Below are 20,490 nucleotides of genomic sequence, written 5' to 3' on the forward strand. Positions count from 1 at the left end.
GCATGGATACTTTCTTTTCCTTCTACGTGCTGCCGGCGCTGATCATCCTGCTGAAGTCGGTCGTGCTGATCGTCGTGCTGCTGATCTTCGTCGCCTACGTCCTCTACGCCGACCGCAAGATCTGGGCGGCCGTGCAACTGCGCCGCGGCCCCAACGTCGTCGGCCCCTGGGGCACGCTGCAGGCCTTCGCCGACCTGTTGAAGTTCGTCTTCAAGGAGCCGGTGATCCCATCGGGCGCCAACAAAGGTGTGTTCCTGCTGGCGCCGCTGGTATCGGCGGTGCTGGCGATCTCGGCCTGGGCGGTCATTCCGGTCAGCAATGGCTGGGCCGTCGCCAACGTGAATATCGGCATCCTCTATGTCTTCGCCGTCTCCTCGCTGGAGGTCTACGGCGTGATCATGGGTGGCTGGGCGTCCAACTCCAAATATCCATTTCTCGGCGCGTTGCGTTCGGCCGCCCAGATGGTGTCCTACGAAGTCTCGATCGGTTTCGTCATCGTCACGGTGCTGCTCACCGCCGGCTCGCTCAACCTGACCGACATCGTGCTGTCGCAGCATGACGGGTTGGGCACGCGACTTGGCCTGCCCAACACCTTCCTCGACTGGAACTGGCTGGCCCTGTTCCCCATGTTCGTCATCTTCTTCATCTCGGCGCTGGCCGAGACCAACCGGCCGCCCTTCGACCTGGTGGAAGCCGAATCGGAACTGGTCGCCGGCCACATGGTCGAATATTCGTCGACGCCGTTCCTGCTGTTCTTCCTCGGCGAATATGTCGCCATCGTGCTGATGTGCGCGCTAGCCACAATCCTGTTCCTCGGCGGCTGGCTGCCCCCGTTCAACTTCGCGCCGTTCACCTGGGTGCCGGGCGTCATCTGGTTCGTGCTGAAGGTGTGCTTCGTGTTCTTCGGCATCTCCATGGTGAAGGCCTTCGTGCCGCGCTACCGCTATGACCAGCTGATGCGGCTCGGCTGGAAAGTGTTCTTGCCGATCTCGCTGTTCATGGTCGTCCTCACCGCGGCCTTCCTCAAGATCACGGGGTTTGCGTGATGTCCTATGAAATTGGTGGGGCGATCGTAGGCTTCGTGTTTGCAACGGTCGAATTCTTTCTGCTTCGCAGCTATTGGCTGAAGCCTGAGTTTCCTACGCCAGGCCGAGGTATCCTCAGGGGCGTGGCGTTGTTCGGTTTTGTCTTTCTGCCGATTGTCGGATGGGTTCAGGGTATGAAACTATCGGGAGCTCTTTGATGGGTGCGCTCGCTCAAGCCGCAAAATCGCTGCTGCTGCAGGATTTCGTCAGCGCCTTCTTCCTGTCGATGCGCCAGTTCTTCGCGCCGAAGGAGACGATCAACTATCCGCACGAGAAGGGGCCGACCAGCCCGCGCTTCCGGGGCGAGCACGCCCTGCGGCGCTATCCCAATGGCGAGGAACGCTGTATCGCCTGCAAATTGTGCGAGGCGATCTGCCCGGCACAGGCCATCACCATCGAGGCGGGGCCGCGCCGCAATGACGGCACGCGCCGCACGGTGCGCTACGACATCGACATGGTGAAGTGCATTTATTGCGGCTTCTGCCAGGAAGCCTGCCCTGTCGACGCCATCGTCGAGGGGCCCAATTTCGAGTTCGCGACGGAGACGCGTGAGGAACTCTACTACGACAAGGAGAGGCTGTTGGCGAATGGCGACCGGTGGGAGCGCGAACTGGCGCGCAACATCTCGCTGGACTCGCCCTATCGCTGATATTTGACGCAAGGACGGGGCGAGGGGCCTCGTCCAGAGGATGATCCCGAAAAGTTGCAGGCTTTTCGGACGAGATCATCTTCCGGAATTCAGAATGGCCCATGTTTCTATCGATCAGGTCTTTCAACCCGATCGGAACATGGGCTAGGAACACGCACCTTGCCGACCGGAGGCGGTCGCAAATATCGGACGCGGCGTCAGCGCCATGTTCGAACAGGAACCCGGGGGAACCCATGCTGAGTGGACTAGAGGCGGCCTTTTTCTACCTCTTCGCCTTTGTCGCAGTGGCATCGGCGTTCATGGTCATTTCGTCGCGCAACCCCGTGCATTCGGTGCTGTTCCTCATCCTGACCTTCTTCAATGCGGCCGGCCTGTTCATGCTGACCGGCGCCGAGTTCCTGGCGATGATCCTGCTCGTCGTCTATGTTGGCGCGGTCATGGTGCTGTTCCTGTTCGTCGTCATGATGCTCGACGTCGACTTTGCCGAACTGAAGAGCGGCGCCCTGCAATATGCGCCGATCGGCGCGCTTGTCGGGCTGATCCTGGCGGCGGAGCTGATCGTCGTGCTCGGCGGCTACACCTTCGCGCCACAACTGGCCTCGACAGTGTCGAAACCCATCCCCGATCTCGTGGCGCGTTCGAACACCGCCGCCCTCGGCGACATACTCTACACGGACTATCTCTATTACTTCCAGGTTTCGGGCCTCATCCTGCTGGTGGCCATGATCGGCGCGATCGTTTTGACGCTGCGCCACAAGGAAGGCGTCAAGCGGCAGTCTATCGCGGCCCAGGTCGCCCGCACGCCGGCGACAGGCATGGAAATCCGCAAGGTCAAGTCGGGCGAGGGGCTCTGAGATGGTTGTCGGCATCGCGCATTATCTGACCGTATCGGCGATCCTGTTCACGCTCGGCGTGTTCGGCATCTTCCTCAATCGCAAGAACGTCATCGTCATCCTGATGTCGGTCGAGCTGATCCTGCTGGCGGTCAACATCAACTTCGTCGCCTTCTCGGCGGCGCTGGGCGATCTGGTGGGCCAGGTGTTCGCACTGTTCGTGCTGACGGTCGCAGCGGCAGAGGCTGCCATCGGACTTGCCATTCTCGTCGTCTTCTTCCGCAACCGCGGCTCGATCGCGGTCGAAGACGTGAACATGATGAAGGGTTGACGGAACCACCATGTATCAGGCCATCGTCTTCCTTCCCCTGCTCGGCTTCCTGATCGTCGGCCTGTTCGGCACGTCGCTGGGCGCCAAGGCGTCCGAATACATCACCTCCGGGTTCCTGGTGATATCAGCGGTGCTGTCATGGGTTGCGTTCTTCAGCGTCGGCTTCGGCGAGGCGCAAGCGTTCACCGTGCCGGTGATGCGCTGGATCCAGTCGGGCGGCGTCGAAGCGTCGTGGGCGTTGCGGATCGATACGCTGACGGTGGTGATGCTGGTGGTGGTCAACACGGTGTCGGCACTGGTCCACATTTATTCGATCGGCTACATGCACCACGACCCGAACCGGCCGCGCTTTTTTGCCTATCTGTCGCTGTTCACCTTCGCCATGCTGATGCTGGTGACGTCGGACAATCTGGTGCAGATGTTCTTCGGCTGGGAAGGTGTTGGCCTTGCGTCCTACCTGCTGATCGGCTTCTGGTACAAGAAGCCGTCGGCCAACGCCGCAGCAATAAAGGCCTTCGTCGTCAACCGCGTCGGCGATTTCGGTTTCGCGCTCGGCATCTTCGGCGTGTTCGTGCTGTTTGGGTCCGTGAATCTCAGCACAATCTTCGCCAATGCTGCCACCTTCATCCCCGCTGAAGGCGCGCCGCATGGCGCTGCCGTCCTGACCTTTCTCGGCCATGCGCTGGATCGGCAGGGGGCCATGACCATCGTTTGCCTGCTGCTGTTCATGGGCGCCATGGGCAAGTCGGCGCAGGTGCCGCTGCACACCTGGCTGCCGGACGCAATGGAAGGTCCGACGCCGGTGTCCGCGCTGATCCACGCGGCCACAATGGTGACGGCCGGCGTGTTCATGCTGGCGCGGCTTTCGCCGCTGTTCGAGCTGTCGCATTCGGCGCTGACCGTTGTCACATTCATCGGCGCTTTCACCGCGTTCTTCGCGGCGACCGTCGGCCTGGTGCAAAACGACATCAAGCGCGTCATCGCCTATTCGACCTGCTCGCAGCTGGGCTACATGTTCGTGGCGCTCGGCGTCGGCGCCTATGGTGCGGCCATCTTCCACCTGTTCACCCATGCCTTCTTCAAGGCGCTGCTGTTCCTTGGGTCGGGCTCGGTCATCCATGCCGTTTCCGACGAGCAGGACATGCGCAGGATGGGCGGCTTGCGGAAGCTGATCCCGACCACCTACTGGATGATGGTGATCGGCACGCTGGCGCTGACCGGCGTCGGCATACCGGTGACGGTCATCGGCACTGCCGGCTTCTTCTCCAAGGACGCCATCATCGAAACCGCCTTTGCCGGCCACAATGCGGTCGCAGGCCTCGCCTTTGTTCTGCTGGTCGTCGCCGCCTGCTTCACCTCCTTCTATTCCTGGCGGCTGATCTTCATGACCTTCCACGGCAAGCCACGGGCCAGCCACGATGTGATGCACCATGTCCATGAATCGCCGCCGGTGATGCTGGTGCCTCTGTTCATCCTGGCGGCGGGCGCCCTGTTTGCCGGCATCATCTTCCATGGCTTCTTCATCGGCGAAGGTTACGCCGACTTCTGGAAGGCGTCGCTGTTCACGCTGCCGGACAATCATATCCTGCACGAGATCCATGAACTGCCGCTGTGGGTCGAACTGTCGCCCTTCATCGCCATGCTCATCGGCTTCGCGCTGGCCTGGAAGTTCTACATCCGCTCGCCGGAGATGCCCGTCAACCTCGCCGCCCAGCATCGCGGGCTCTACGCCTTCCTGCTCAACAAGTGGTATTTCGACGAGCTGTATGACTTCCTGTTCGTGCGGCCGGCCAAGCGCCTTGGCACCTTCCTGTGGAAGACCGGCGACGGCACCATCATCGATGGGATCGGGCCGGATGGCATTTCGGCGCGCGTCGTCGATATCACCGACCGCGCCATGAAGCTGCAGACCGGCTACCTCTACCATTATGCGTTCGCCATGCTGATCGGCGTTGCCGCACTCGTCACCTGGATGATGCTCTGATGACCGCCTGGTCCAATCTTCTCTCGCTGGTCACCTTCCTTCCGCTCGTTGGTGTGTTGCTCATCCTGTTCATCAGGGATGACAGCGACAATGCGCGCCGCAACATCCGCGCTATCGCGCTGCTGACGACGACGTTCACCTTCCTTGTCTCGCTGTTCATCTGGACCGGTTTCGACAATTCGCAGGCCGGCTTCCAGTTCGTCGAAAAGGTCGCCTGGCTCGACTCCGGCATTTCCTATCACATGGGTGTCGACGGCATCTCGATGCTCTTCGTCATCCTGACGACATTCCTGATGCCGCTCTGCATCCTGGCCTCGTGGGAATCGATCGAGAAGCGCGTCAAGGCCTATATGATCGCCTTCCTGCTGCTCGAGACGCTGATGATCGGCGTGTTCTGCGCGCTGGACATCGTGCTGTTCTACGTCTTCTTCGAAGCCGGCCTGATCCCGATGTTCATCATCATCGGCGTATGGGGCGGCAAGCGGCGCGTCTACGCCTCATTCAAGTTCTTCCTCTACACGCTGGCCGGTTCGGTGCTGATGCTTCTCGCCATCATGGCGATGTTCTTCGAGTCCGGCACGACCGACATCCCAACGCTGCTGACGCATAATTTCCCGGCCAACATGCAGACATGGCTGTGGCTCGCCTTCTTCGCCTCCTTCGCGGTGAAGATGCCGATGTGGCCGGTCCATACCTGGCTGCCCGACGCGCATGTCGAGGCGCCTACGGCCGGCTCGGTGATCCTGGCGGGCATTCTCTTGAAGATGGGCGGCTACGGCTTCCTGCGCTTCTCGCTGCCGATGTTCCCGCTGGCGTCCGAGATGTTCGCGCCATTGGTCTTCGCGCTCTCCGTCGTCGCAATCATCTACACCTCGCTGGTGGCGCTGATGCAGCAGGACATGAAGAAGCTGATCGCCTATTCGTCGGTCGCCCATATGGGCTTCGTGACCATGGGCATCTTCGCCATGAACCAGGAAGGCGTGCAGGGCGCCATCTTCCAGATGCTGAGCCACGGGCTGGTATCGGGCGCGCTGTTCCTGTGTGTCGGCGTCATCTATGACCGCATGCACACACGTGAGATCGCGGCCTATGGCGGCCTGGTCAACAACATGCCGAAATACGCGACCGTGTTCCTGATCTTCACCATGGCCAATGTCGGCCTGCCGGGGACCTCGGGTTTCATCGGCGAGTTCCTGACCATGCTCGGCGTGTTTCGGGTCAACACCTGGGTGGCGTTCTTCGCGGCCACCGGCGTTATCCTGTCTGCCGCCTATGCGCTCTGGCTCTATCGTCGGGTGATCTTCGGTGCCCTGACGAAGGATAGCCTCAAGGGCCTGCTCGACCTGTCGACACGCGAGAAGGCGATCATCTATCCGCTGGTGGTGCTGGTCATCTTCTTCGGCGTCTATCCCGCTCCCGTCTTCGACGCGACGGCCGAATCGGTCAAGTCGCTCGTCACCAATGTCACTGCATCCATCGGCGCCGCGCAAACCGCGGCGGCGAACTGACCAGGGGTTTTGCGAACCATGACGCCGGACCTTTTCGCCAGTCTTTCGCTCTCCACGCCGGAGTTGATCCTTGCCGCCGGAGCCCTCGCGCTTTTGATGGTCGGCGCGTATTCGCGTGCCAACACAAGCACCCTGGTCACCGGCCTGGCGGTCGCAGTGCTGGTGATCGCTGGCGGGTGGTTGATTCTCTACTCCGGTCAGGGCAGCGCCTTCGGCAATGCCTTTATCCAGGATTCCTTCTCGCGCTTCATGAAGGTGCTGGCGCTCATCGGATCGGCGGTGACGCTGCTGATGTCCGTGCGTTTCGCCAAGGCGGAGCATTTCGATAAGTTCGAATATCCGGTGCTGGTGCTTCTGTGCACGCTCGGCATGATGCTTATGATCTCGGCCAACGGCATGATCGGGCTTTATCTGGGGCTCGAACTGCAGTCGCTGGCCATCTACGTGCTTGCTGCGATCCACCGCGACAATCTGCGTTCCACCGAAGCCGGGTTGAAATACTTCGTCCTTGGTGCGCTCTCGTCGGGCATGCTGCTCTACGGCATCAGCCTGGTCTACGGCTACACCGGCAATACCGGCTTCCAGGAAATCGCGACCGCGCTCGGCAGCGGCGAGCGCCAGCTTGGACTGGTTTTCGGCCTGGTTTTCGTATTGGCGGGAATAGCCTTCAAGATCTCGGCGGTGCCCTTCCACATGTGGACGCCCGACGTCTATGAGGGCGCGCCGACCCCGGTGACGGCATTCCTGGCGGCGGCGCCGAAGATGGCGGCAATGGCGCTGATGGTGCGCGTGACCATGGGCGCGTTCAAGCCGATCGCGTCTGACTGGCAGCAGATCATCGTCTTCATTTCTATCGCCTCGATGGTGCTCGGCTCCTTCGCGGCCATCGGCCAGACCAACATCAAGCGCCTCATGGCCTATTCCTCAATCGGCCATATGGGTTATGCGCTCGTCGGCCTCGCGGCCAACAGCGAGGCAGGCGTGCGCGGCGTTGCCATCTACATGCTGATCTATCTGGTGATGACGCTCGGCACCTTCGCCTTCATCCTCGCCATGCGGCGCAAGGAAGGCCATGTCGAGCAGATCAGCGACCTGGCCGGCCTGTCATCGACCAATCCGGTCATGGCGACGATCCTCACCATCCTGATGTTCTCGCTGGCCGGCATTCCGCCGCTCGCCGGGTTCTGGGCGAAATGGTACGTCTTCCTCGCTTCCATCAATGCCCATCTCTACGCACTGGCAATCATCGGCGTACTGTCGTCGGTGGTGGGTGCCTATTACTACCTTCGCATCATCAAGATCATGTGGTTCGACGAGCCCGTCGGCGGCTTCCTGCCGATGGGCAGCGAACTGCGCCTTGTGCTCGGCGTCTCCGGCGCCTTCGTGCTGTTCTATGTGCTGATCGGCGGGCCGATCGGCACCTATGCCGAAGCCGCCGCGAAGACGTTCTTCTAGACGGCATGACGTTTCGGCTGGCTCCAACCTCGGCTGCGGAAGGCTTCCGGCTCGAGGCGCATGACAGTATCGGCTCCACCAACACGGTGGCGCTGGAACACGCCAGGGCCGGAGATCCCGGAAAACTCTGGGTCGTTTCCAGCAAGCAGGAAAGCGGGCGCGGGCGGCGCGGGCGCGTCTGGGCGACGCCCGAAGGCAACCTCGCCGCGACGCTGCTCGTCATCACCAACGGCGAACTGCGCCTTGCCGCGACGATGGGCTTCGTGGCCGGTTTGGCGCTGGCCGACGCGCTCGACGCCGTGGTGCCGAAGGGGCGCATCGCCATTGGCGTCGACGGTGCAAGCGCGGGCCAGAATCGTTTCGAACTGAAATGGCCGAATGACGTGCTGGCTTCGGGCGCCAAGCTCGCCGGCATTCTGCTGGAATCGGCCATCCTCGACAGTGGTCGCTTCGCGGTGGCTGTCGGTATTGGGGTCAACGTGGTGGCATATCCGGAGGATTTGCCCTATCCGGCGACATCGCTGCGGGCCTTGGGCGCTGGCTGCGACGCGGACACGCTGTTCCTGGCCTTATCGGACGCCTGGAGCGAGAATATCCGCCTTTGGGATGAAGGCCGCGGCCTTGCCGCCGTCAGGCGGCGCTGGCTGGCGCGCGCGGCGGGGCTGGGCAGCGAGGTTGCGGTCAGGATTGACGGCAAGGTGGTGCGCGGCGTGTTCGAAACCATTGACGAGGACTGCCGTTTCGTGATCCGCGACGATAGAGGTTCGGTTCAAACGATCGCCGCCGGTGACGTGCATTTCGGCGCGGTCGCCTCGGCCGGGGCCTAGGGCTGTTCGGGATCGGCTCTACCTCTTTGTTTTTGCGCAATTCGTGACGGAAATCGTTAAACAGTTTTCCCGGAATTGCTTTTTTGGGCTGGCCCGGGGCCAGGAAGGATAAAATCATGGCGCAAGCGGCAAACGCCGAACTCGTCTTCGTGCCGCTCGGCGGCGTTGGCGAGATCGGCATGAACTTCGCCCTCTACGGCTATGGCCCGGCCAGCGCGCGGGAGTGGATCGTCATCGATGTCGGCGTGACGTTTCCGGATGCCAGCCTGCCGGGGGTGGACCTTGTGCTGCCCGACACACGCTTCATCGAGGAGAACCTCGCCAATCTGCGCGGGATCATCATCACCCATGCGCATGAGGACCATTACGGCGCGCTGCTCGACACCTGGCCAAAGCTCAAAGTGCCGGTCTGGATGACGCCGTTCAGCGCCGGATTGCTGGACGCCAAGCGACAGGGCGAGCATGGCGCGCCGAAAATACCGGTGACGATCTACAGGCCGGGCGAGACGTTCACGGTCGGGCCGTTCCAGATCGAGGCCATTCCGGTGGCGCACTCGATTCCCGAGCCGATGTCGCTGGCCATCACCACGCCAGCGGGTACCGTCATCCACACGGGCGACTGGAAGATCGATCCGGAGCCGACGATCGGACCCAAGACCGACGAGGCGCGTTTCCGCGCCTATGGCGACAAGGGCGTGCTGGCGCTTATCTGCGATTCCACCAATGCGATGCGTGAAGGGGATTCACCATCGGAAGTGGCGGTTGGCCAAGGCCTCAAGGGCGTTATCCAGGCTGCTGTGGGGCGTGTCGCCGTCACCACTTTTTCCTCCAATGTCGGGCGTATCGTTTCCATTGCCAGGGCAGCGCGCGACGCCGGGCGGCAATGCCTGGTGCTCGGCCGTTCGCTGAAGCGCGTCATCGATGTCGCCGGCGAACTCGGCTACATGGACGGCCTGCCGGAGTTCATCGCCGAGGAGGATTTCGGGTTCATCCCGCGCGAAAACCTCGTCATCATCTGCACCGGCAGCCAGGGCGAGCCGCTGGCCGCTCTTGCCAAGCTGTCGCGCGACGAAATGAAATCGGTGTCGCTGACGGCCGGCGATACAGTGGTGTTCTCCTCGCGCACCATTCCCGGCAACGAGAAGGCAATCCTCGAGATCAAGAACCGGCTGATCGATCTCGGCATCAAGATCATCGAGGATGGCGACGCGCTGGTGCATGTCTCCGGCCACCCACGCCGCAGCGAACTCCGCAAGATGTACGAATGGGTCCGCCCGCAAATCGGCGTGCCCGTGCATGGCGAGGCGGCGCATCTGGTGGCTCAGGGGTCATTGATGTCGATGTCCGGCATCGGCCAGGTGGCGCAGGTTCGCGACGGCGACATGCTGCGGCTCGCTCCCGGGCCTGCAACCATCATTGGCCAGGTGCCGTTCGGCCGAATCTACAAGGATGGCAGGCTGATCGGCACCGACCAAGCCATGGGCATCCGCGACCGGCGCAAGCTGTCCTTTGCCGGCCATGTCGCGGTCAACGTCGTGCTCGACGACAAATACGAGCTTGCCGGCGACCCTGATCTGGTTGCCATCGGCGTTGCCGAGGCCGATGCTCGCGGCGAAACGCTGGAGGATTTGATGATCGATGCGGCGATCGGCGCGGTGGACTCAATTCCCCGCCAGCGTCGAAGAGACCTCGACATGGTGCAGGAAGCGGTAAGGCGTGCCGTGCGCGGCGCCGCCAACGAAGCCTGGGGCAAGAAGCCGCTGGTGACGGTGTTCGTCACGCGGTGACGGAGTAGGGAGTAGGGAGTAGGGAGTAGCAGCCGTGCGCTGCACTTGTTTTCTATACTGCACTGCTGCCTTGATCCCTAAGCGGAGCGCTCAATGCTCGAACGATTGAACCATGTCGCGCTTGCGGTGCCGGATCTGGACGCGGCCGTTGCCGCCTACCGCGACACGCTCGGCGCCGAAGTGACCGAGCCTCAGGCGCTGCCGGAACACGGTGTGACCGTGGTTTTCGTCAATGTCGGCAACACCAAGATCGAGCTTATGGAACCGCTGGGCAAGGGCTCGCCGATCGCCGCGTTCCTGGCGAAGAACCCGGCGGGCGGCATGCATCATCTTTGCTACGAGGTCGCCAATATTATCGCCGCGCGCGACCGGCTCGAGGCTGCGGGCGCACGCGTGCTGGGAGACGGCAATCCGGGGATCGGTGCGCATGGCAAGCCGGTGCTGTTCCTGCACCCGAAGGATTTCTTCGGCACGCTGATCGAACTGGAGCAATCATGAGCTGGGTTTCGTTTACGGCGCTGTTTTTCGCGACATGGTGGGTCGTGCTGTTTGCCGTGCTGCCATTCAGCATCAAGACGCAAGACGAGGATCAGGACGTGACGCTTGGCACGGTCTCGAGTGCGCCGCGCGGGTCGCATATGCTGCGCGCGGTGCTGCGCACGACGATCGCCACCGCAATCCTGATGGGCATTTTCTATTGGCTGACGCATGTGTTGGGATATAGCCTCAACGACGTCCCCCACATCGTGCCGGAATTTGGCCAAGCCTCGCCGAAATAGGGCGTCTGGCAGAGGCATTCTTCGTTCATTCGGAGTCTGCGCGGCGCCGGTGAGCGCCTCTGCCTTCGGGCGGAAATTCGCTCAGCCAAGGTAACGCGTTTTGGCAGCGTGTTGCGTCAAGCCGGTGATTGCACAAAAAAAATGCAAGGCACGAGGCCTTGCAATTTAAACGCGTCCGATCTGTTTCCGGTTTCCGGCGGCAGCGAGTAACCGCGCCTAGATCGCATCCTCCCAAGACTTTGACCGCGTAGGAGAGCAGATTTTTTTCTGCTCTCTCGGTTATCGGGGCACATTAGCCTAACGCGATGGAAAATGTCACGAAGAATTTTGCCTCTAAACAGGCATTCTCGTGCTGCACTGCACAATAGTGCGGCAGGCTTTGCTTGGGAAACGATCATTAACTTCGGCCAGGCCCTCGCCGCACTTGCCGCGTCGGCGTGCCCGGAGAATTGGAGGGTCAGAACCGATGACACTGGCCCGTCGCTTCTCGACCTTGGCGTGACCCGGAAGGCGTCGATGTGCCGCCTTCGCCCGGGTTCCCATTCCGCCATGAAATGGCTATGAAGCCGGGTCAAGCAAGCCGAAGTCGCGCCGATTCTGGCGCGGCCCTCCTCACTCACGGACCAGTCCATGCGTTTGTCGCGCTATTTCCTGCCTATCCTGAAAGAAAATCCGCGCGAGGCCGAAATCGTCTCGCACCGGCTTATGCTGCGCGCGGGCATGATCCGGCAGCAGGGGCAGGGCAGTTTCTCGTGGCTGCCGCTGGGCAAGCGGGTTCTGGACAAGGTCTGCCGCATCATCCGCGAAGAGCAGGATCGTGCCGGTGCCCTGGAAATCCTAATGCCAACGATCCAGTCAGCCGATCTGTGGCGCGAAAGCGGCCGCTATGACGACTACGGCAAGGAAATGCTGCGCATAAAGGACCGGCAGGACCGCGACATGCTCTACGGTCCGACGAACGAGGAGGTCGTCACCGAGATCGTGCGCGCCTATGTCAAGTCCTACAAGGATCTGCCGCTCAATCTCTACCACATCCAATGGAAGTTCCGGGACGAGGTGCGGCCGCGCTTCGGCGTCATGCGTTCGCGCGAGTTCCTGATGAAGGATGCCTATTCGTTCGACCTCGATTTCGAGGGCGCAAAGGCGGCCTACAACAGGATGTTCGTGTCGTATCTGCGGACCTTCACGCGGATGGGTCTGCAGGCGATCCCGATGCGGGCCGACACCGGACCGATCGGCGGCGATCTCAGCCACGAATTCATCATCCTGGCCGAGACCGGCGAGAGCCAGGTCTTCTGCCATCGCGACTATCTCTCCCTCGACGTGCCCGGCGAGAATACCGACTTCGCCAACGCCGCCGAGATCGGCGACATCGTGACGACCTGGACGACGCCCTATGCCGCCACGGACGAAATGCACGACGACGCGGCCTGGGACCAGATCGGTGATGCCGATAGGGTTTCGGCGCGCGGCATCGAAGTCGGCCACATCTTCCATTTCGGCGACAAATATTCAAAGCCAATGGGCGCCAAGGTGACCGGTCCCGACGGCAAGGAGCATTTCGTCTCCGGCGGCTCCTACGGCATCGGCCCGTCGCGGCTGGTGGCGGCGATCATCGAAGCCAGCCATGACGACAACGGCATTATCTGGCCGGAAGCGGTGGCGCCTTTCGACATCGGCTTGATCAGCATGAAGGCCGGCGACGCCGAGTGCGACCGTGTTTGCGACGAGCTGTATGCCGCCTTCACGGCAGCCGGCAAGGATGTGCTCTACGACGACACCGACCAGCGGCCGGGTGGCAAGTTCGCCACCGCCGACCTGATCGGCTTGCCCTGGCAGGTGATCGTCGGGCCGCGCGGCGTGGCCGCCGGCGAGATCGAGATCAAGAACCGCAAGACCGGCGAGCGCGAGACGCTGGCGATCGCCGAGGCGAAGAAGCGCTTTGGTGCCGCCGCATGAGCGCGACAGTGGCGGCACGGTCGGAAGGCGCAGGCGCCTTTTCCGTCTTCGAGCGCATGGTGGCATGGCGCTATCTGCGCTCTCGACGCAAGGAAACAGTAATCTCGGTCATCGCCTCGATCTCGTTCCTCGGCATCATGCTGGGGGTCGCCACGCTGATCGTGGTCATGGCGGTGATGAACGGCTTCCGGGCTGAGCTCTTGACGCGTATCCTCGGCGTCAACGGCCATTTGATCGTGCAGCCGCTGGATTCACCGCTGGAGGACTTCGCCCAGGTCGCCAGCCGCATCAACGGCGTGGCCGGCGTCAAATACGCCATTCCCCTGATCGACGGGCAAGTGCTGGCGCAGGGCAATGTCGGCGGCGGCACCGGCGCGCTGGTGCGCGGCATACGCGGTGACGATCTCGCCAAGATTTCCATTGTCGCCAACAACATCAAGCAGGGTTCGCTTGCTCAGTTCGACGGTGGCGAGGGGGTCGCCATCGGCAAGCGCATGGCCGAAAATCTCGGCCTGACGCTCGGCGACACCATCACCTTGATCTCGCCGGACGGCGATGTCACGCCACTCGGCACGACACCGCGGATGAAGGGCTACAAGATCACGGCGATCTTCGAAGTCGGCATGTCGGAATATGACACGTCCATCGTCTACATGCCGTTCTCGGAAGCGCAGCTCTATTTCAACATGGATGGCCGAGCGCAGACGATCGAGATCTATGTCGACAATCCCGACGATGTCGACGCGCTCAAGCCGAAGGTGGAGGAGGCGGCGCAGCGGCCCATCGACATGGTCGACTGGCGCCAGCGCAATGAAACCTTCTTTTCGGCGCTGCAGGTCGAGCGCAACGTCATGTTCATGATCCTCACCCTGATCGTGCTGGTGGCGGCGCTCAACATCATTTCGGGCCTGATCATGCTGGTGAAGGACAAGGGCCACGACATCGCCATCCTGCGCACCATGGGCGCCTCGCGGGGCGCCATTCTGCGCATCTTCCTGATGACGGGGGCGGCGATTGGCGTCACAGGGACGCTCGCCGGCGTCCTGCTCGGCGTGTTGATCTGCACCAACATCGAATCCATCCGCCAGTTCTTCTCCTGGATGACCGGCAAGGTGCTGTTCAATCCGGAACTCTATTTCCTCAGCCAGCTGCCGGCGAAGATGGATCCGCGCGAGACCACCTATGTGATCCTGATGGCGCTCGGGCTATCCTTCCTGGCGACGGTGTTTCCGGCATGGCGGGCGGCGCGCCTCGATCCTGTCGAAGCCTTGAGGTACGAATAGTGGCCGAGGTCATTATCGAGTTGAAGAGCGTCGAGCGGCACTATGTCCAGGGGCCGCGCAAGCTTACCATTCTCAACGGTGCGGATTTCTCGCTGAAGCGCGGCGAGATGGTGGCGCTGGTCGCTCCCTCGGGGACCGGCAAGTCGACGCTGCTGCACACAGCGGGCCTGCTGGAGCGTCCCGACGCCGGCGACGTGATCCTGGCCGGCCGTGCCTGCGGGCGCCTGTCGGACGACGAGCGCACCGCGATTCGCCGCAACGATGTCGGCTTCGTCTACCAGTTCCATCATCTGCTGCCGGAATTCTCCGCACTTGAGAACATCATGATGCCGCAGCTCATCAAGGGGCTGTCGCGCAAGGAAGCGTCGGAGCGCGCCGCGCAGCTGCTAGACTACATGCAGATCGGCAAGCGGGCGTCGCACAGGCCGGCCGAGCTTTCCGGCGGCGAGCAGCAGCGTGTCGCCATCGCCCGCGCGGTCGCCAATGCGCCTTTGGTGCTGCTGGCCGACGAGCCGACCGGCAATCTCGATCCGGTCACCGCGTCCTATGTGTTCGAGGCGCTGGGTGCACTGGTCAAGCAATCGGGCCTCGCGGCGTTGATCGCCACCCACAATCACGAACTGGCGTCGCGCATGGACCGCCGCGTCACGCTGGCCGACGGCAAAATCGTACCTCTCGGCTCGGGCTGATCCTCTCTCGGACCGGGCTTGGTAACTGGGAGGCGATCCGCTTTTCGCGCGTGCTCCGCTCGGGTGGTGCCAAGACACGATCTCCGCAACACTTTCTTAACCTTGCCGATTTGATCGCCCGGAATCCGTAACGCAGCCGCACGACGATCGTTGACATTCGAACAAAATTAGAACAAAATGTGAACGGATCAAAAACAGGAGAGAGTTATGACCGATCTGGTTCAGGATGTCGTCTCGCTGGTTTGCATGAGTGCCTTCCTTGTGTCCATGGCCATATGGATCGGCGCCATGTAACAAGGAGGCCCGCCCCGTGCCCTCCAGCAGGGGGCGCAACGCTCTTCTGGATGTAAACCTCGTGGTATCTAGGAAGTGACGAAGCCCAGCCGGCTGGCTGGCTGTTAAGCTTTTCTTGCCGCAGCGACATTAGGTTGCTCCGAAGACAAGGAGCAACGCCGCGTGTCGCCCATCATCACGGCCATCCTCGTGGGCAGCAATCTCGGACTGATCTTTCTTCTGATGAGCGTTCCGCTGGGGCTGCGCACGGTGAGGCTCAGCCGCCTGGTGCCAACGGACCGTCAGCGCCTTTGGCAGGCTCTGTGGCCGCTTGGCGCCGATGCCGGGTGGTCCGGTGAAATCCTGTCGGCGGAAGCTCTGGATGAGCAGGGCATGGTTCGCATCATGCTGTCCTGGGAAGGTCGCGACGGCAAGCCGATCGAACGCCGATCGCAACTCTCGGATGTCGTCGAGGGGAGCAGCTTTTCCATGCGCGTCATCGACGATACCGCGCTCGACGTTTCGTTCTGGACGGACTATCGCGAGACCGTTGAACTGGTAAGCGAAGGCGGCGGCACGCGGGTCACGCTGAGCCAGACCGACCGCTATCGCGGCCTGGCCTTTCTGGTGTTTCGCTATTTCGCCATGCGCCGCGAGCTCGGCAAACTGCGGCGCTGGGCCGAGACCGGCCGTTACCGCAAGGGCGGTTGGTTTGAGCATCCTCTCAGTCAGGTCGGTTTCGCCGTTCTGTCGGCCCTGATCCTTTGGCCGTTTTTCGGTCTTCATTTGGGAGGGCTGGCGCTGGCGGCGATCCTGACGTCGGTGGTTGCCTTGCATGAGCTCGGCCATATGGCTGCGTTCCGCCTGATGGGACACAGCAGCGCGCGGATGATCTTCATCCCGCTGCTCGGCGGCATCGCCATTGGCGGACGACCCTACAACAGCCGTTTCGAAGTGGCCTTCGTGGCGCTGATGGGTGCGGGCTTTTCCGCCTTCCTGGTGCCGATCATCATTGCCGCCAGCGTGCTCGCCAGCGCCGAGGGACACAAGGCCTCAGCCGCCCTGCTGGCCGCGCTTGCGGGCTGCGCGGCCCTCTTCAACATCGCCAACCTTGTGCCGGTCTGGAAATTCGATGGCGGCCAGGTGCTTCGGCAGATCTGCCCGGGGCCGGCCGCCCTGGCGCTAGCTTCGTTCTTCCTGCTCTCGGCCTTCCTGGCCGTGGGGTGGCGGGCAGGCTTTTCCTCCGGCTTCCTGCTTGCCGCCGGAGCGGTCTTTTCGATCCTCAGCCTTCTGACGATGAGCAGCGGGGTCAAGCCGCGTTACGAGTTGCAGCCGATCCAGACCGTCGACCGCCTGGCCATGGCCGCGGCTTTGCTGGCCGTGTTCATCATCCATGGCTACGGCGTGCTGTGGGCGTCCGCCCGGTTGATCTAGGATCTTTCCAGCGGGTTTCAGGCCGTCTGGCGGGCCGCCTCGATGGGCAACGCAGTGGCGGGGCCGAAGACATCTTCGAAGGCGGATCTCAGGGCCAGATCAAGGTCCGCCATACCCACTGGCAGGCCCAGATCGACAAGGCTGGTGACGCCGTGGTCTTGCACGCCGCACGGAACGATGCCGCTGAAGTGGTTGAGATCTGGCTCGACATTGATGGCGATGCCGTGGAAGCTTACCCATCGCCGCAGCCGGATGCCTATCGCCGCGATCTTGTCCTCGGCCGGGGAGCCGTCCGGCAGGGAAGGACGATCCGGCCGCACCACCCAGACGCCGACGCGGTCCTCACGCCGTTCACCGTGAACGTTGAAGGCGGCAAGCGTGCCGATGATCCACTGTTCGAGGGCGGCAACGAAGGCGCGAACATCCTCGCGGCGCCGCTTCAGGTCAAGCATGACGTAGGCGACCCGCTGGCCCGGCCCATGATACGTATATTCGCCCCCGCGCCCCGCCGCGAACACCGGAAAGCGGTTCGCGTCGATCAGGTCCTCGATGCGGGCGCTGGTGCCGGCCGTATAGAGCGGCGGATGCTCCACCAGCCAGACCATTTCGCCGGCGGTTCCGCTTCGGATCGCCTGGGCGCGCGCTTCCATGAATGCGAGAGCATCGGGGTAGGCGGTGAGGCCGGGCTCGATGCGCCATTCCACCGGTGCCGAACCGGGGAGGGGCAGGAACGACGTGGCAATCTGGCTGCGGTCTGGCATGGCGTGTCACTTTGCTTGCGCGTTTCCACCCGAAACCGCCTCGCAATTCTGGGGGTGTGCGTCGCCATTCATATGGCGACATCAGAACGAAAGGTCCAGTTCGGACCGCGCGTTCCGCTTCCATAGAGCGTTAGGCCAATCGCTGGCGATTATTGCTCTGCGCGCACTTGTTTCACCGGGAACGATTTGCTACACGCCGCGAGCCGGTCGGTTCCGGCTCTACCACGTGCGGTCGTGGCGGAATTGGTAGACGCGCAGCGTTGAGGTCGCTGTGGGGCAACCCGTGGAAGTTCGAGTCTTCTCGACCGCACCATTCAAATTTTCCTGCAGTCGATTTGCTGCTAACGGCCGGGGCTTTGCGACGCCCGCCGGGCGTGGCGTTAGGCGCTTCTGATCCTTGCTCCAGCCCACAGGGCCCGCTGGCGGGAAGCCAGCAGGGCTTTCTGTGAGGGCGTCTTTTGCGACTTAGACGTGGCTGGGCTTCGGTTTGCCGGGGAAGGGGATCGTGATCCCATCTTCCATCAGTATGTCCTTCTTGCGCGCGAAGGCAACGAAAACGCCGCGCGCGGTCTCCGCGTCGACATCTCCGGCCAAGGCGGCCTTGCAGGCGCGTACGGCCGCCTTTTGTTCCGGGCTGTTGCCGCACCATTCCATGGCAAACTGATAGGCGTCGGCAACGGTGTTGAGTTGGCGTGGGAAACCCAGCCCAACCCAGACACGAACCGGTCTCTCAAAGGGTTTCGATAACATCGCAAGCCTCCTCTCGCTCCGCCACTAAGCAACCAAGCCACCGCCGCGCGACCGATTCTCCGGGATCGCCCAAGGCAAGGCAGCGCTCATGTCCTCGTAAATCCTGGCCGACTTGGCAAAGCCGCAAAACGCATCGCGTGCGGCCGACAGCGGGTATCCGCCATCGAAAGCTCTACGGCAGGCGCGAAGGGCGGTTTCATAGATTACCCCGCGCCTTTCTTTCGGCCACAAGGACGGAAATTCGAGGGCATCGTGCAGGCTGACGATCTCCTGACCCAGGCTGCCTCCGCTGCGTACAATGACAGGACTGTCAAACATCCGATCGTTCATAGGATCCTCCAAATCGAACGAACAATTGAGTTTCGATGTGGGCAGGACCGAGCTGGCCAACGCCCGACCGGCGATATGGGTCCGGGTATTTGCGCCGTCAAGATGCTTCCGATACCGCTGGTGGCGGGATATCTGCTGACTTCCGGCCAGCAGTGCCGCGCCTGACAGGACTCCGGCCCAGGATCGTAGAACGCGAGCCCTTTGCTGTTAGCGGGCTCGTTCAAACTCCCGGTATTGCGGGCGGCGTTCTCAACTCCTTGACAGCCGTTGCGGCCGCAGGGCACTTTCTCGTCGAGGGAAAGCAAGGGAGAACGCGATGAAGAAAGCTTACGAAAAGCCGGTATTGCTGAAGCGCGATCGTCTTGGGTCGATCGCGGCGCAGGTTATTGTCATCTCCGGGCTCCAGGAAACTTAGCCTTGACACTGGGTCGCTCGGCATAGCGGGCCGCTGGCTCCGGCCGTCGGGCCTGTTTCTTCCCGCGCCGCCACAGCATCGACGATGGCGAGATCCAGCGTTGCCGACTTTAAGTCTAACGACCCTTTGTAGCTAAAGGGTGCCAGCCGCAATAAGCCTCGTCATGCTGGACAAAAGGACCGGGCTCAATCTCCCATGAGGTTGAGAGGTCTCACGGTCTAAGCCGGGAGGTCGCTCTAGCGCTCCCCTTGCTTGCGCGTATTCGTCCGCACGCCAATGGCCTGAGCGAAGGCACGGGCCGCAGCGTCACATGCCACGCGTGACGGTCCGTTCGCCAACAGGATGACCTCCGCTGCCTTTACGCTAAGACCATGTTTTGCGGCGAATTGATCCCGATCGTATGGGTGGTCGTTAGACGCGGGATCTGGGTTGTCGCGGACACGTCCCATGCTCACCAACTTCGCTGGACAGGCTTCGGCGCTACAGTCCAAGGCGAGCTGCCGGAAATCCGCCTTGTGCAAGAAGCGGTACACTTTTTGTGAGGGCCGATCAGGCTTGGTAAGAATCGGACAATAGAGGATGGTGCCGTGCTGTCAGGGCCGGCGGATTCTCCACACTTCCAAAATCGCCACCCAGCGGGAGTGTTGTGCTTCTGGCGATTGTCGGTTGGCCAAGCGCATCCGAAAGCCCGATTTTGGTCACTTGCCTTGTGATCGGGGCCGCGGCGTCGATCATCGGCATGTTCTTTCGATGGATCACCTACGAAATCGAATAGCGCCAGCAAAACAGGCAGGCCGACCTTAAGAACGGGATGAACAGAACCTTCCTTTACTCTGCGACATCGGAAAGGTGTAGGCGCTCAACAGATCATATAGGCTGGACGTGCTTCGGCGGCTGGGGACTTGCGGCCGACACGGGTATAAGCACGAGCGGGCTAGTCGGTCTTCATCTGCCTTGATTGGGCGCATAAACACGCCCCCAAGTAGTAGAGAGACGGCCACAACATCGTGTTTATTAGGTCTGACGCCATATCAGGGCGAAATATGTTCCAATCCAGATAATCCAGCGCTTCGTTCACTACCTCAAGCACTAATACTGCGATCCACGCAATCAGGAGCGGATTACGAGACCGCCGTCGGCATAGCAAGGCAATCCCGGCAAATGCGACAAGGCCGAAATGAATATGCAGCGCATCTTTGGATATGCCAAAAAAAGCGACGATCGGTTCTTTGTAGAGATACCACTTCACGCTGTGTTCCCCATCTCCGCGTCAGCTTTATTGGACACATATTCGGCTTTATATCGCCCAATGACGTCAAATCGGATAACTCGCCGCCCTAAGTTCCGATAGGAGGGTG

The 20,490-nt window shown here is 61.8% G+C and carries 20 protein-coding genes and 1 tRNA gene; 17 read left to right on the forward strand and 4 right to left on the reverse strand.

Features of this window, described 5'->3' with window-relative positions; genetic code table 11:
- Positions 1-2: 2 nt before the first annotated feature.
- The 16 genes from nuoH (at position 3) to LB513_RS09655 (ending at position 16,876) form a co-directional block, all read left to right on the forward strand.
- Positions 3-1,046 (forward strand): NADH-quinone oxidoreductase subunit NuoH, encoded by a 1,044-nt coding sequence (gene nuoH, locus LB513_RS09580; protein ID WP_224663229.1) that lies wholly within the window; start codon positions 3-5, stop codon positions 1,044-1,046.
- On the forward strand, positions 1,046-1,243 hold the full coding sequence (locus LB513_RS09585; protein ID WP_224663230.1) for a hypothetical protein: 198 nt from the start codon (positions 1,046-1,048) through the stop codon (positions 1,241-1,243). The genes nuoH and LB513_RS09585 overlap by 1 nt, the downstream gene beginning before the upstream one ends.
- Complete coding sequence (gene nuoI / locus LB513_RS09590; protein ID WP_224663231.1) at positions 1,243-1,734, forward strand: NADH-quinone oxidoreductase subunit NuoI; 492 nt, start codon at positions 1,243-1,245, stop codon at positions 1,732-1,734. Before LB513_RS09585 ends, nuoI begins: the two co-directional genes overlap by 1 nt.
- 233 nt (positions 1,735-1,967) lie before the next feature.
- On the forward strand, positions 1,968-2,588 hold the full coding sequence (locus LB513_RS09595; RefSeq protein ID WP_224663232.1) for an NADH-quinone oxidoreductase subunit J: 621 nt from the start codon (positions 1,968-1,970) through the stop codon (positions 2,586-2,588).
- 1 nt (position 2,589) lies between these two features.
- The gene (gene nuoK, locus LB513_RS09600) at positions 2,590-2,898 is read left to right on the forward strand and encodes an NADH-quinone oxidoreductase subunit NuoK (protein WP_019858930.1); all 309 of its coding nucleotides are present in this window, start codon (positions 2,590-2,592) and stop codon (positions 2,896-2,898) included.
- A 10-nt stretch (positions 2,899-2,908) separates the two neighbouring features.
- Positions 2,909-4,882, forward strand: a complete 1,974-nt coding sequence (nuoL, locus tag LB513_RS09605; protein ID WP_224663233.1) for an NADH-quinone oxidoreductase subunit L — start codon at positions 2,909-2,911, stop codon at positions 4,880-4,882.
- On the forward strand, positions 4,882-6,390 hold the full coding sequence (locus LB513_RS09610; RefSeq protein ID WP_224663234.1) for an NADH-quinone oxidoreductase subunit M: 1,509 nt from the start codon (positions 4,882-4,884) through the stop codon (positions 6,388-6,390). The genes nuoL and LB513_RS09610 overlap by 1 nt, the downstream gene beginning before the upstream one ends.
- An 18-nt stretch (positions 6,391-6,408) precedes the next feature.
- The gene (gene nuoN / locus LB513_RS09615) at positions 6,409-7,845 is read left to right on the forward strand and encodes an NADH-quinone oxidoreductase subunit NuoN (RefSeq protein WP_224663235.1); all 1,437 of its coding nucleotides are present in this window, start codon (positions 6,409-6,411) and stop codon (positions 7,843-7,845) included.
- A 5-nt stretch (positions 7,846-7,850) separates the two neighbouring features.
- Positions 7,851-8,672, forward strand: coding sequence for a biotin--[acetyl-CoA-carboxylase] ligase (locus LB513_RS09620; protein WP_224663236.1), 822 nt, complete (start codon positions 7,851-7,853; stop codon positions 8,670-8,672).
- Between the two features lie 116 nt (positions 8,673-8,788).
- Positions 8,789-10,459, forward strand: a complete 1,671-nt coding sequence (locus tag LB513_RS09625; protein ID WP_224663237.1) for a ribonuclease J — start codon at positions 8,789-8,791, stop codon at positions 10,457-10,459.
- A 93-nt stretch (positions 10,460-10,552) separates the two neighbouring features.
- Complete coding sequence (mce, locus tag LB513_RS09630) at positions 10,553-10,957, forward strand: methylmalonyl-CoA epimerase (protein WP_224663238.1); 405 nt, start codon at positions 10,553-10,555, stop codon at positions 10,955-10,957.
- The gene (locus LB513_RS09635) at positions 10,954-11,238 is read left to right on the forward strand and encodes a DUF1467 family protein (RefSeq protein WP_224663239.1); all 285 of its coding nucleotides are present in this window, start codon (positions 10,954-10,956) and stop codon (positions 11,236-11,238) included. Before mce ends, LB513_RS09635 begins: the two co-directional genes overlap by 4 nt.
- 630 nt (positions 11,239-11,868) lie before the next feature.
- Positions 11,869-13,197 (forward strand): proline--tRNA ligase, encoded by a 1,329-nt coding sequence (gene proS / locus LB513_RS09640; protein WP_224663240.1) that lies wholly within the window; start codon positions 11,869-11,871, stop codon positions 13,195-13,197.
- On the forward strand, positions 13,194-14,480 hold the full coding sequence (locus LB513_RS09645; protein WP_224663241.1) for a lipoprotein-releasing ABC transporter permease subunit: 1,287 nt from the start codon (positions 13,194-13,196) through the stop codon (positions 14,478-14,480). Before proS ends, LB513_RS09645 begins: the two co-directional genes overlap by 4 nt.
- Positions 14,477-15,169 (forward strand): ABC transporter ATP-binding protein, encoded by a 693-nt coding sequence (locus LB513_RS09650; protein WP_224663356.1) that lies wholly within the window; start codon positions 14,477-14,479, stop codon positions 15,167-15,169. Before LB513_RS09645 ends, LB513_RS09650 begins: the two co-directional genes overlap by 4 nt.
- A 456-nt stretch (positions 15,170-15,625) precedes the next feature.
- Positions 15,626-16,876, forward strand: a complete 1,251-nt coding sequence (locus tag LB513_RS09655; protein ID WP_224663242.1) for a site-2 protease family protein — start codon at positions 15,626-15,628, stop codon at positions 16,874-16,876.
- A gap of 17 nt (positions 16,877-16,893) precedes the next feature.
- Here the strand turns inward: LB513_RS09655 and lipB are convergent, their stop codons facing one another.
- On the reverse strand, positions 16,894-17,637 hold the full coding sequence (gene lipB / locus LB513_RS09660; protein ID WP_224663243.1) for a lipoyl(octanoyl) transferase LipB: 744 nt from the start codon (positions 17,635-17,637) through the stop codon (positions 16,894-16,896).
- Positions 17,638-17,865: 228 nt separating this feature from the next.
- Here lipB and LB513_RS09665 point away from each other — a divergent pair.
- Positions 17,866-17,950: transfer RNA gene (locus LB513_RS09665), tRNA-Leu, on the forward strand.
- Positions 17,951-18,102: 152 nt separating this feature from the next.
- Here the strand turns inward: LB513_RS09665 and LB513_RS09670 are convergent.
- From LB513_RS09670 to LB513_RS09680, 3 genes are all read right to left on the reverse strand, one after another.
- Positions 18,103-18,387: a DUF982 domain-containing protein gene (locus LB513_RS09670; RefSeq protein ID WP_224663244.1), complete on the reverse strand. Its 285-nt coding sequence runs from the start codon at positions 18,385-18,387 to the stop codon at positions 18,103-18,105.
- 24 nt (positions 18,388-18,411) lie between these two features.
- Positions 18,412-18,717: a DUF982 domain-containing protein gene (locus tag LB513_RS09675; protein ID WP_224663245.1), complete on the reverse strand. Its 306-nt coding sequence runs from the start codon at positions 18,715-18,717 to the stop codon at positions 18,412-18,414.
- Between the two features lie 1,349 nt (positions 18,718-20,066).
- Positions 20,067-20,381: a hypothetical protein gene (locus LB513_RS09680; RefSeq protein WP_224663246.1), complete on the reverse strand. Its 315-nt coding sequence runs from the start codon at positions 20,379-20,381 to the stop codon at positions 20,067-20,069.
- Positions 20,382-20,490 lie beyond the last annotated feature (109 nt).

Source organism: Mesorhizobium sp. ES1-1 (assembly GCF_020164785.1).
In the GTDB taxonomy this organism is placed as follows: domain Bacteria; phylum Pseudomonadota; class Alphaproteobacteria; order Rhizobiales; family Rhizobiaceae; genus Mesorhizobium.